This is a genomic window from Citrobacter sp. S46_ASV_140 (assembly GCF_018919545.1).
In the GTDB taxonomy this organism is placed as follows: domain Bacteria; phylum Pseudomonadota; class Gammaproteobacteria; order Enterobacterales; family Enterobacteriaceae; genus Citrobacter; species Citrobacter braakii.
In genome coordinates this window covers 1-11,948 of the sequence record NZ_JAHLRC010000110.1, presented here as the reverse complement: position 1 = coordinate 11,948, position 11,948 = coordinate 1, and the positions used below count along the sequence as shown (strand labels likewise).

Annotated in this window: 10 protein-coding genes; 5 read left to right on the top strand and 5 right to left on the bottom strand. The window is 46.9% G+C overall.

Annotated elements, in window-relative coordinates:
• A partial coding sequence (gene zwf / locus KQJ19_RS19275; RefSeq protein WP_216403999.1) for a glucose-6-phosphate dehydrogenase occupies positions 1-894 on the bottom strand: 894 nt, incomplete at its 3' end.
• 368 nt (positions 895-1,262) lie between these two features.
• Between zwf and KQJ19_RS19270 the strand changes: the two genes are divergently transcribed.
• Both KQJ19_RS19270 and pyk read left to right on the top strand, forming a co-directional pair.
• The gene (locus tag KQJ19_RS19270) at positions 1,263-2,132 is read left to right on the top strand and encodes a MurR/RpiR family transcriptional regulator (protein WP_019076523.1); all 870 of its coding nucleotides are present in this window, start codon (positions 1,263-1,265) and stop codon (positions 2,130-2,132) included.
• Positions 2,133-2,250: 118 nt separating this feature from the next.
• A complete protein-coding gene (gene pyk, locus KQJ19_RS19265) occupies positions 2,251-3,693 on the top strand; it encodes a pyruvate kinase (protein ID WP_016152765.1) in 1,443 nt (480 codons plus the stop codon).
• A gap of 45 nt (positions 3,694-3,738) precedes the next feature.
• Here pyk and lpxM read toward each other — a convergent pair whose 3' ends face one another.
• The 3 genes from lpxM to znuA form a co-directional block, all read right to left on the bottom strand.
• On the bottom strand, positions 3,739-4,710 hold the full coding sequence (lpxM, locus tag KQJ19_RS19260) for a lauroyl-Kdo(2)-lipid IV(A) myristoyltransferase (protein WP_047501988.1): 972 nt from the start codon (positions 4,708-4,710) through the stop codon (positions 3,739-3,741).
• 119 nt (positions 4,711-4,829) lie between these two features.
• The gene (gene mepM / locus KQJ19_RS19255; protein WP_216403998.1) at positions 4,830-6,149 is read right to left on the bottom strand and encodes a murein DD-endopeptidase MepM; all 1,320 of its coding nucleotides are present in this window, start codon (positions 6,147-6,149) and stop codon (positions 4,830-4,832) included.
• 15 nt (positions 6,150-6,164) lie between these two features.
• Positions 6,165-7,109, bottom strand: coding sequence for a zinc ABC transporter substrate-binding protein ZnuA (gene znuA, locus KQJ19_RS19250; protein ID WP_019076521.1), 945 nt, complete (start codon positions 7,107-7,109; stop codon positions 6,165-6,167).
• A 78-nt stretch (positions 7,110-7,187) separates the two neighbouring features.
• Here znuA and znuC point away from each other — a divergent pair, with 78 nt between their 5' ends.
• From znuC to KQJ19_RS19235, 3 genes are all read left to right on the top strand, one after another.
• Entirely contained in the window at positions 7,188-7,943 is a 756-nt protein-coding gene (gene znuC / locus KQJ19_RS19245) for a zinc ABC transporter ATP-binding protein ZnuC (protein ID WP_016152761.1), read from the top strand.
• Positions 7,940-8,725, top strand: coding sequence for a zinc ABC transporter permease subunit ZnuB (gene znuB, locus KQJ19_RS19240; protein WP_103766149.1), 786 nt, complete (start codon positions 7,940-7,942; stop codon positions 8,723-8,725). Before znuC ends, znuB begins: the two co-directional genes overlap by 4 nt.
• Positions 8,726-9,343: 618 nt before the next feature.
• Positions 9,344-10,264 carry an SMEK domain-containing protein gene (locus KQJ19_RS19235; protein ID WP_216403997.1) on the top strand — a complete coding sequence of 307 codons (921 nt, stop codon included), beginning with the start codon at positions 9,344-9,346 and terminating at the stop codon, positions 10,262-10,264.
• A 290-nt stretch (positions 10,265-10,554) separates the two neighbouring features.
• On the opposite strand, the gene KQJ19_RS19230 is transcribed toward KQJ19_RS19235, so the two are convergent.
• On the bottom strand, positions 10,555-11,673 hold the full coding sequence (locus KQJ19_RS19230; protein WP_216403996.1) for a hypothetical protein: 1,119 nt from the start codon (positions 11,671-11,673) through the stop codon (positions 10,555-10,557).
• Positions 11,674-11,948 lie beyond the last annotated feature (275 nt).

Below are 11,948 nucleotides of genomic sequence, written 5' to 3'. Positions count from 1 at the left end.
CACTTTTTTGCCCTGGGCAAAACCCGCGGTGTACTGACCGCGAACCGTTTTTTCACGTACGTTCGAACGATCAATACGACGCAGCGATTTCAGTACCTTCACTTTTTCATCACGAATGCTGTCGGCGCTCAGATCGGACGGCGGAGACATCGCAATCATGCACAGGATCTGCAGCAGGTGGTTCTGAATCATGTCGCGCATTTGACCTGCCTGGTCAAAATAGCCCCAACGGCCTTCAATACCCACTTCTTCCGCCACGGTAATTTCTACGTGATCGATAGTGCGGTTATCCCAGTTGTTCACAAACAGGGAGTTGGCAAAACGCAGTGCCAGCAGGTTCAGGACCGTCTCTTTGCCAAGATAGTGGTCGATACGATAAACCTGACACTCTTCGAAATACTCGCCGACCTGATCGTTGATTTCACGGGATGTTGCCAGCGACGTACCCAGCGGTTTTTCCATCACAACACGGGCTGGTTTAGCATTCAGCTTTGCTTCACCCAAGCCTTTGCAGATCGCGCCAAAGGTGCTCGGCGGCATCGCGAAATAGTTAATGGTGGTACGTGATTTTTGATCCAGCATTTCGCCCAGACGGCTAAACGCGGCGGTGTCATTGACGTCCAGATTACAAAACTCCAGACGACCGCTGAGAGTCTCCCACAAACCTTCGTCGATTTTTTCTTTCATGAAGGTTTCGAGCGCTTCACGCACAACCTTGGTATAGGCTGCTTTGTCCCAGTCGGCACGCCCTACCCCAATGATACGGGTTTCCGGGTTAATCTGGCCGGCCTTTTCCAGTTGATACAGGGAAGGCAGCAATTTCCGCCGCGCCAGGTCGCCCTTCGCGCCGAAAATGACCAGATCACATGCCTGGGCTGTTTGCGTTACCGCCATGTCATTCTCCTCAATTAAGTGCCTGGTGCTTTTGCCAGACACTGGTTGTAATTTTATTACAGTGCACTGTACTGCTTTTACGTTAATCCGGAAACCGTAAACGCTTATCCAGCCGTGCTGTTACCGCGAACAGTCGCTTTATGGGCGTTTGCCGTCGCAAATTGGACAAAAAAGTCATCTTTTTTCGTACCCCTGAAGACGTAAGAAAACCCGACTCCGATCATGTAATGAAAAAAAACAACAACTATTCTGTCCATTTTGCCCCGTTGCTGCATTAGCAGGGGTAATATCTATACACGAAATTATGCCCCGATTTCTCCGTATCATTGAAATCGTTTTTGCCCATGACCCATGAGTCTACCTACATCATGAATATGCTGGAAAAAATCCAGTTAAAACTGGAACAGTTGAGCAAGTCAGAGCGTAAAGTTGCCGACATTATTCTTGCCTCTCCCGAGCGGGCAATCCATTCAAGCATCGCCACACTTGCTGTGGAAGCCAATGTCAGCGAACCGACGGTGAACCGTTTCTGTCGCAGCATGGACACCCGCGGCTTCCCTGATTTTAAACTGCATCTGGCGCAAAGTCTGGCAAATGGCACCCCATATGTTAATCGCAATGTGGATGAGGATGACAGCGTAGAATCTTACACGGGGAAAATCTTCGAGTCAGCGATGGCAAGCCTCGACCACGTCCGCCAGTCTCTGGATAACGCAGCGGTAAACCGGGCAGTAGATTTATTAACTCAGGCGAAAAAAATTGCCTTCTTTGGCCTCGGTTCTTCTGCCGCAGTGGCGCATGACGCAATGAATAAATTTTTCCGGTTTAACGTACCGGTAATCTATTCCGACGATATTGTTCTGCAACGCATGAGTTGCATGAATTGTAGCGACGATGACGTCATTGTGCTTATTTCTCATACCGGAAGAACCAAAAGTCTGGTGGAACTGGCGCAGTTGGCGCGGGAAAATGACGCCATGGTTATCGCCCTCACCTCTCCCGGCACGCCACTGGCGCGTGAAGCAACGCTGGCAATTACTCTCGATGTACCGGAAGATACTGACATTTATATGCCCATGGTCTCTCGACTTGCTCAACTGACCGTGATAGATGTGCTGGCTACAGGATTTACTTTGCGCCGTGGGGCAAAATTTAGAGATAACTTGAAGCGTGTCAAGGAAGCGCTCAAGGAATCGCGTTTTGATAAAGAATTACTCATCAAGAGTGATGACCGCTAAAAGCAATAACAATGTTCTACCCTTTTATCATCCGGGTCGTTCATTTACCGTTAATATTTGAGAACGACCGGATTAATGTTCACGCAACACCAAGTTGTTTCAGTCAACGGAGTATTACATGTCCAGAAGGCTTCGCAGAACCAAAATCGTTACCACGTTAGGCCCGGCAACTGACCGCGATAATAACCTTGAAAAGATTATCGCCGCGGGTGCGAACGTCGTACGTATGAACTTTTCTCACGGCTCTCCAGAAGATCACAAACTGCGGGCGGATAAAGTCCGTGAAATTGCCGCAAAACTGGGACGTCATGTAGCTATTTTGGGTGACCTGCAGGGACCTAAAATCCGCGTATCAACCTTTAAAGAAGGTAAAGTATTTCTTAACGTTGGCGACAAGTTCCTGTTAGACGCCAACCTCGGCAAAGGCGAAGGCGACAAAGAAAAAGTCGGTATTGATTATAAAGGACTGCCTGCTGACGTCGTCCCAGGCGATATCCTGCTGCTCGACGACGGTCGCGTACAGCTTAAAGTGCTGGAAGTTCAGGGCATGAAAGTCTTCACCGAAGTTACCGTCGGTGGCCCGCTGTCCAACAATAAGGGCATTAACAAACTAGGCGGCGGTCTCTCTGCTGAAGCCCTGACCGAAAAAGACAAAGCCGACATCGTCACCGCTGCGCAAATCAGCGTTGACTATCTGGCCGTCTCCTTCCCGCGCTGCGGCGAAGATCTGAACTATGCCCGCCGTCTGGCGCGCGACGCTGGCTGCGATGCGAAAATTGTCGCCAAGGTAGAACGTGCAGAAGCCGTCTGCGACCAAAATGCGATGGATGACATCATCCTTGCCTCCGACGTGGTGATGGTGGCGCGTGGCGACCTGGGCGTTGAAATTGGCGATCCTGAGCTGGTAGGTATTCAGAAAGCGTTGATTCGCCGCGCACGTCAGCTGAACCGTGCGGTCATTACCGCCACGCAGATGATGGAGTCGATGATCACCAACCCAATGCCGACCCGTGCGGAAGTGATGGACGTGGCTAACGCCGTCCTCGACGGTACCGATGCCGTTATGCTCTCTGCAGAAACTGCAGCAGGTCAGTACCCGGCTGAAACCGTCGCGGCTATGGCACGCGTCTGTTTGGGTGCTGAGAAGATCCCGAGCATCAACGTCTCTAAACACCGCCTTGACGTGCAGTTTGATAACGTTGAAGAAGCGATTGCCATGTCAGCGATGTATGCCGCTAACCACCTGAAAGGGGTCACCGCTATCATCACAATGACGGAATCCGGTCGTACTGCGCTGATGACTTCACGTATCAGTTCTGGTCTGCCGATTTTCGCGATGTCTCGTCATGAACGTACGCTGAATCTGACTTCCCTGTATCGCGGCGTCACCCCGGTTCACTTTGACAGCGAAACAGACGGCGTCGTTGCCGCCAGTGAAGCAGTGAACCTGCTGCGCGATAAAGGCTATCTGGTTTCCGGCGATCTGGTCATTGTGACGCAAGGCGATGTCATGAGCACCATTGGCTCAACGAATACCACGCGTATTCTGACCGTCGAGTAACGCCCCGTTTGACGTAAAAAAGCCTCTCGTTTGAGAGGCTTTTTTTTATTTCTTCGGATAAAGATCTTTGCGCTTATAAGGCTCAATTTCACCGGGTTTGCGCGTCTTAAGCAGTTTTAGAATCCATGTGTATTGCTCGAGATGCGGCGTCACAAAGATTTCCACTTCTTCGTTCATTCGTCTGGCAATGGTGTGGTCATCCGCCGTCAGGATGTCATCCATCGGAGGACGAACCTGAATCGTTAAGCGATGCGTTTTCCCATTGTATACCGGGAACAGCGGCACCACACGGGCGTGACACACCTTCATCAGGCGGCCAATCGCCGGTAACGTGGCTTTATAGGTAGCAAAAAAATCCACAAACTCGCTGTGCTCAGGGCCATGGTCCTGATCCGGCAGGTAGTATCCCCAATATCCCTGACGTACAGACTGAATAAACGGTTTGATGCCATCATTACGCGCATGCAAACGACCACCGAAACGACGGCGTACCGTGTTCCAGACATAATCGAATACCGGGTTTCCCTGATTGTGGAACATCGCAGCCATTTTCTGTCCCTGGGAAGCCATCAGCATCGCTGGGATATCTACGCCCCAACCATGAGGAACCAGAAAAATCACTTTTTCATCGTTGCGACGCATCTCTTCGATGATTTCCAGCCCCTGCCAGTCGACCCGATGCTGAATTTTTTCCGGACCGCGTATGGCGAGTTCCGACATCATAACCATCGCCTGAGGCGCAGTCGCAAACATCTCATCGACAATAGCTTCACGCTCAGCTTCGCTGCGCTCAGGAAAGCAGAGGGATAAATTGATCAGTGCTCTGCGACGCGAGCTTTTTCCCAGCCGCCCGGCCATTCTTCCGAGCTTTGCCAGAATTGGATCGCGAAATGATGCTGGCGTTAACGAAATGCCTGCTATCGCCGCCACACCAAGCCATGCACCCCAGTAGCGCGGATGGCGAAATGATTTGTGAAACTCGGGGATATATTCAATATTCTTTTTTTTCGTTTCCATGCTCTTCCAGTGTCTGGTGCGGCGAAAAGTAGATCTGCTGATAGTGTAGCGGCGCGCGATGCGCCGTACAAAATAAAAAAGCCGGCACGCATAGCGTACCGGCTCTGTCAGCGTGTTAATTAATCGAAACGCAACTGAGGAACAACCTCTTTCACCTGTGCCAGGTAATCGGTACGATCCGACCCGGTCAGACCTTCTGTGCGCGGCAGTTTCGCCGTCAGAGGATTCACTGCCTGCTGGTTGATCCAGACTTCGTAGTGCAGATGCGGACCCGTTGAACGCCCGGTATTGCCAGACAGCGCGATACGATCGCCACGTTTCACTTTTTGTCCTGGTTTGACCAACAACTTACGCAGGTGCATATAACGTGTGGTATAGGTGCGACCATGACGAACCGCAACATAGTATCCGGCTGCGCCGCTGCGCTTCGCTACAACCACTTCGCCATCACCCACCGACAGCACCGGCGTCCCCTGCGGCATCGCAAAGTCGACACCTTTGTGCGGCGCAACGCGTCCGGTCACCGGGTTCAGACGACGCGGGTTAAAGTTGGAAGAGATGCGGAACTGCTTAGCCGTCGGGAAACGCATAAAGCCTTTCGCCAGTCCGGTACCGTTGCGGTCATAGAACTTACCGTCTTCAGCACGGATTGCGTAATAATCTTTACCTTCAGAACGCAAGCGGACGCCCAGCAGTTGGCTTTGCTCACGTTTACCGTCCAGCATTTCGCGAGACATCAGTACCGAGAACTCATCGCCTTTTTTCAGTTTGCGGAAATCCATCTGCCACTGCATGGCCTTAATCACTGCGCTGATTTCAGAGCTGGTCAGTCCGGCATCTTTGGCACTGGCGACGAAACTTCCGCCCACGGTGCCTTTGATTCGGCTGTTAACCCAATCGCCCTGCTGCATTTCGCTGCTCATTTTGAAACCCGTCGCGGTGCGATCGTAAGTACGGGTTTCACGACGGGAGACTTCCCAGGTCAGGCGCTGCAAGTCACCTTCCGCGCCTAGCGTCCAGGAAAGTTGCTGACCAATTTTCAGGTTACGCAGTTGTTTGTCGGAAGCCGCGAGCTGGCTGATGTCACCCATATCGATGCCGTACTGATTCAGAATACTGCTCAGCGTATCGCCCGTGGAGACAACATACTCATGCACGCCGGCTTCACCAGACGTTTTGTCATCCAGTTCGTCCTGTGGGATAGCTTCGTCTTCCTGAGCGGCCTGATCGATAGGTTCGCTGGCCTCAGGCAATAGTGAGCGAATCTCGCTTTTTTCCAGCTCGATAGTTTTGACGATGCGTGCAGAATCAGGATGGTAAACATAGGGCCGCCAGACAGCGACGGCCAATGTCAGTACGGTAAGCGACCCCAGCATAACGCGATGGGGCCGCGGCAGATTATTAAATGCCAGAGCGACAGAGCGGGCTATCTGTTGCACGTAATCACTTCCTCATTAATCTCCTTTCAGGCAGCTCGCATACTGGTTGGCTAATTGGTTCAAAAACGCTGAATAGCTTGTTTTACCCAGTTTGATATTCGTTCCGAGCGGATCCAACGTTCCCATTCGAACGGATGTCCCTCTCGCGACGGCTTCAACGACCGCTGGCCTGAACTGTGGCTCAGCAAAAACGCAGGTTGCTTTTTGCTCAACCAACTGTGTTCTTATTTCATGTAAACGCTGCGCACCAGGTTGAATCTCAGGGTTCACGGTAAAGTGACCAAGCGGTGTTAGTCCGTAGTGTTTTTCGTAGTAGCCATAGGCGTCATGAAAAACGAAGTAACCTTTTCCCTTGAGCGGCGCGAGCTCGTTACCTACCTGCTTATCGGTTGCGGCTAATTGTGCCTCAAAATCCTTCAGGTTGGCGTCAAGTTTGGCTCGACTTTGCGGCATAAGTTCCACTAATTTTTCATGGATTGCAACCGCTGAGGCCCGTGCTATCTCTGGGGAAAGCCAAAGATGCATGTTGTAATCGCCGTGATGGTGATGCTCGTCACTTTTTTCACTGCCGGCATCATTATGTCCATGATCGTCATCATCGTCGTCAGCACCTTTCATGAGTAACGGTTTCACGTCATTGAGCTGCGCAATCGTTACCTGTTTTGCGTTAGGAATATTCTTGACTGATTTTTCCATAAACGCTTCCATCTCAGGTCCAATCCAAACGACTAAGTCCGCGCCCTGTAAGCGTTTTACGTCTGAAGGACGCAATGAGTAATCGTGTTCGGAAGCCCCGTCAGGCAGCAGAACCTGGGTGTCAGTAACCCCGTCAGCAATGGCTGAAGCGATAAACCCCAGTGGCTTAAGAGAAGCCACGACAGCGGCATTTGCCGACTGTGTTGCACTACCCCAAAGAGCAGCGGATAATGCTGCGAAAAGAAGCGTATTTTTATGTAACATAATGCGACCAATCATCGTAATGAATGTAAGAATTGTGATATTATAACATTCTATAACTTCTGCAAGACTAAAATTGATATGACGACTTTGGTTTCACTGGAAAATGTCTCGGTCTCTTATGGTCAACGCCGCGTCCTCTCTGACGTATCGCTTGAACTTCGACCCGGTAAAATATTGACGCTTCTCGGCCCAAATGGTGCCGGGAAATCTACGCTGGTGCGCGTTGTATTAGGGCTGGTAGAGGCTGATGAGGGAGTTATCAAGCGTAATGGTCGATTGCGGATTGGCTATGTGCCGCAAAAACTGTACCTCGATACAACGCTTCCGCTGACGGTAAGTCGGTTTATGCGCCTGCGTCCCGGCACCAAAAAAGAAGATATCCTTCCGGCACTGAAGCGTGTTCAGGCCGGACATCTGATGAATGCGCCGATGCAAAAACTCTCTGGCGGGGAGACACAACGCGTCCTGTTGGCCCGTGCTTTATTGAATAAACCTCAGCTACTGGTGCTTGATGAGCCAACCCAGGGCGTGGATGTCAATGGGCAAGTCGCACTGTACGATCTTATCGACCAGTTGCGACGTGAACTGGATTGCGCCGTACTGATGGTTTCTCATGACCTGCATCTGGTGATGGCAAAAACCGATGAGGTACTGTGCCTGAACCATCATATTTGTTGTTCTGGTGCGCCGGAAGTGGTTTCCATGCACCCGGAATTCATCTCAATGTTCGGACAACGCGGTGCCGAACAACTCGGAATTTACCGTCATAATCATAATCACCGCCACGATTTACAGGGTCGTATCGTCTTACGCCGGGGAAATGGTCACTCATGATTGAATTGTTATTACCCGGTTGGTTAGCCGGGATCATGCTGGCCTGTGCCGCTGGCCCGCTCGGCTCGTTTGTGGTCTGGCGTCGAATGTCTTATTTCGGTGATACGCTGGCCCACGCTTCGCTACTGGGGGTCGCCTTTGGCCTGCTGCTGGATGTAAATCCTTTCTATGCGGTCATCGTCGTCACCTTGATGCTGGCAGGCGGTCTGGTATGGCTGGAAAAACGCCCCCACCTCGCGATCGATACTTTATTGGGCATTATGGCCCACAGTGCGCTGTCATTAGGGCTGGTTGTCGTCAGCCTGATGTCCAATATCCGTGTGGATCTGATGGCCTATCTGTTTGGTGATTTGCTCGCCGTGACGCCAGAAGATCTTATCTCCATCGCCATTGGGGTGGTTATCGTTCTGGCGATTTTGTTCTGGCAGTGGCGCAACCTGCTGTCGATGACCATCAGTCCGGATCTGGCATTTGTGGATGGCGTGAAACTGCAACGCGTTAAGCTTCTGCTGATGCTGGTCACAGCATTAACTATTGGCGTGGCGATGAAATTTGTCGGGGCGTTAATTATCACCTCACTGCTTATTATCCCTGCGGCAACCGCCCGTCGCTTTGCCCGTACGCCAGAACAGATGGCAGGGGTTGCCGTTGGTGTGGGAATGATAGCGGTTACAGGCGGGCTGACCTTCTCGGCCTTCTATGACACCCCGGCAGGTCCTTCCGTGGTGCTGTGTGCTGCGCTGCTGTTTATCTTCAGCATGATGAAAAAACAGGCGAGCTAATGCGTATTTTAGCCGGATGGAGGCTATCGCCTTATCCGGCTTTTTATTTCATGAGCGAAATGCTTCCCTTCCCGCGGTTTATTAAATGTTTATCCCCACAGCCACATAATCAGCGTTAGACTATAAAATTGATTTTGAAAATTTAGCAATTACAGTCAATTACCATAAAATCAATAAGTTAATAAAAAATCGCCTTGGACAATTTCGGGCAATGTGAGTCATTTCATCGCCCCAAATCATGCCCCAAACTGATTTTTGCCCCCAAATTTGCCCCCACAATCGATGGTGGTCTAAGCTGCCGCTAATTTATGCACGTTCTGAAACTGCAACTGTAAGTATCCCTGCAAAATGAACCATCAATTTTTAGAGGACCTGTGGCACTCCAGATTCCGCTCTTGGCACGAAGCGGACCAGGTAACAGAACTGGAGGTCCGCTGTGAGCGAGAGGCGGACGTTATGAGACGTGTATAACATATAGTATAAATACAAGATTCGATTATTTGCTTTCTTAACTTAAAATAAGTACAGAAAGGACTTGCTTACGTAAGTTCTTTTAAGTTATATCTGCTCATTATTATTTAATAATAGGTCATTAATGCCAATAAATAAGGTGGTTGTATGTTACATAAGAAAACAACACAAGAAAATGTAGCTTTTGGACTTGCTGTACTTAACTACTATCTTCGTTTCAATTCTAAAGCAAATTTACAGGACGCTAATGTAAGTTCAGAGGAATTGATAAGTAATTTAGTAAATATTCTGAATGGTCATAATTTTATCTGCACATCGGAAATTTCAGCAAATTATCCAGGAATAGATGCTATAGATAAAATAAATAGACTAGGACTCCAGATAACACATACAAAAACCAATTCAAAAATTAATAAAACAATAGATAAAATTCGCGAAAACAAAGTTAACAATGACATTGGTGTACTATATTTCTTCATTACATCAAGAAGACAGCAGAAATACACGATCACAGCACAATGCCCAAATCTAAACGTCACAGTAAATAACATACTAGACTTTGATTCCCTGGCTGAACTGCTTTCGAAAAATCAGAATAAACTGGCTCAAGCAGAAGCAGAACTTATTAAAGCAATGCCTCGTCTCTACCAAGATGGAAAAGCACGATATGAGGTTATGTTTAATAGTATTCTTGTGGCTAGGAAGGAATTAGATAGAAGAGTATTCACTGCTGACAAAATTTTAGAAGAACCTGAAGAAATGCTTTCATCCCTTAGGGAAGTCAGAATCGTTATACAAAAAACAGGTATAATGAATGAAGCTAATTCTGTTGTATCTTCTTCATTTAAAAAAATAATCAACATTATTAATGACGCAGAGAGTCAAATTGCAAAAAAATACACGAGTGGATATAAAAAATATAGGGCCGGGATTTTTCCCTCGTGGGATTATCCTGATAAAGGAGATTGTTTAAACATTTTAATGGGAATAAGAAAAGACGTTTTAGACCAAATAGATAATGTTGACATTGAGATCAATAAACTGAAAGGGTTTCTTGGGATACAGTAACATTTAAATTTAACAATGCTTTATTCGCAATCTATTAATATGTAATAAGGTACAATTGGCGGGCAAGACAAATGTCCGCTTTTAGCACGAAGGTGGCAAGCTAACAGACCCCTAAGTCCACGGAGGACGAAAAGCGGACATGCCGTCCGTAAAAAACATTACCAAGATCTAAAATTTATAATGCAAGCATTTTTTATCTAGCACTTTAAATTGCATTCAATTGAATGCAATTTTTCTAGAAAAATTATCGATAATCTTCATCAAAATGAATTTTGACTTAATAAAAATTTTTATAAATTAACGCCCGCCGTTGATAAAATCGAAGCCCTCTGTTTATCTTCACATTTATAACAAGCAAAGTACTTAATTCTTTCCATATCTCCAGTAACATACGCGTCACAATGTGGACAGTTAATTGCAGACCATCCACGATCAAAACATGAAACGCAACTCCACTGTCCTTCAATGTAAAAAACAGAATCAGGGGTATGTTGACATTGATGGCATCCAGCAATGACATCTCCACCAGGTTCCCACCAATCATCACCTGTTTTATACTTTGCTTTACACATTCTAATTAATAAATTTGTGTCTATTTTGTGGTTACATGTCGGACATTTATTAACATCATGGCTAAAAAACTCAAAAGGATTACCACAATGAGGACAATCTAGTGTATCCCGAACCTTTACCAAAGCTACACCTTGTGATTCGCATACCAAGCATTCATAATCATCTCCCCACTTATGATTTTCATTAACTATGCCTGCAGGTAGATTACATTGATTGCAATTTACAACCTTTATTCCTTTTTTTCTATTTATTTCAATTTGTTGAGAGAGTTCAGCAAATCGTGCATTTAGAAACTCTTTCTGAGTGAGCATTCTTCTATGAATACGTTCTATGCTTTTCTGATGATCTAAAAAAATGTCTTTCCAATCTACCGATAAGAGGTGATATAAATAATGCCAAGAAGACCATTGCTGCGCTACTACACCAGCTTTATTTGCTTTCTGATTTGAATATTCTGTATGTGCGAAATGAACAATTTGATTTCTGTGTTCACCCAACGCTTTGAAATTATCTATAATTTTATCATTAAGATTTATACCGAGAATAGTTCTTAGCCGCTTAACTGCTGCATCAAGGTAAACCGATTTAAAGTCACCCACACTAAAGTTTTGACTATGTGCATTCCCTGGATCTTCTAATATAAGAGTCCAATGCTCTCGCATCAATCTTGCTTTTAAAAAAAGTTCAATAGCAGTATAAAAATCAATAATTGAGTTTTTAGGTCTTTTATCCAAATTATCAATTGATGCATCTAAAAAATCAATAGCATTAATTACTAATGATTTAAATAGTTCCTCATTTGACTGAGGTTTTTGTATAACAAATTTTCGAGCCATGCTTTATCCTCAAATTTAAATTTTTCTATCTAACACTACTCTAACGTTAAGTAACTGTGGTTATTATTTATCATGTAACGGAAAATACTTCAAACATCATATTGAAGATACATTAGAAAAGAACTTTACGAATTTAAACTTCTAATAGCAAATTATTCTATGAATCTATACTTTACAACTTTTTTATAACGCTGCCATGTCCGCTCTTGGCACATAGCAGCCCTTAAGCGGTAACTCGCCAGCATGGGGTGTCGGGGGGGCTGAGGTTCAAATCC

What these genes read in the sequence shown, in the direction of transcription:
- KQJ19_RS19270 (WP_019076523.1), top strand. Translation starts at nt 1,263, where the DNA reads ATGAATATGCTGGAAAAAATCCAGTTAAAACTGGAACAGTTGAGCAAG.
- pyk (WP_016152765.1), top strand. Translation starts at nt 2,251, where the DNA reads ATGTCCAGAAGGCTTCGCAGAACCAAAATCGTTACCACGTTAGGCCCG.
- lpxM (WP_047501988.1), bottom strand. Translation starts at nt 4,710, where the DNA reads ATGGAAACGAAAAAAAAGAATATTGAATATATCCCCGAGTTTCACAAA.
- znuA (WP_019076521.1), bottom strand. Translation starts at nt 7,109, where the DNA reads ATGTTACATAAAAATACGCTTCTTTTCGCAGCATTATCCGCTGCTCTT.
- znuC (WP_016152761.1), top strand. Translation starts at nt 7,188, where the DNA reads ATGACGACTTTGGTTTCACTGGAAAATGTCTCGGTCTCTTATGGTCAA.
- znuB (WP_103766149.1), top strand. Translation starts at nt 7,940, where the DNA reads ATGATTGAATTGTTATTACCCGGTTGGTTAGCCGGGATCATGCTGGCC.
- KQJ19_RS19235 (WP_216403997.1), top strand. Translation starts at nt 9,344, where the DNA reads ATGTTACATAAGAAAACAACACAAGAAAATGTAGCTTTTGGACTTGCT.
- KQJ19_RS19230 (WP_216403996.1), bottom strand. Translation starts at nt 11,673, where the DNA reads ATGGCTCGAAAATTTGTTATACAAAAACCTCAGTCAAATGAGGAACTA.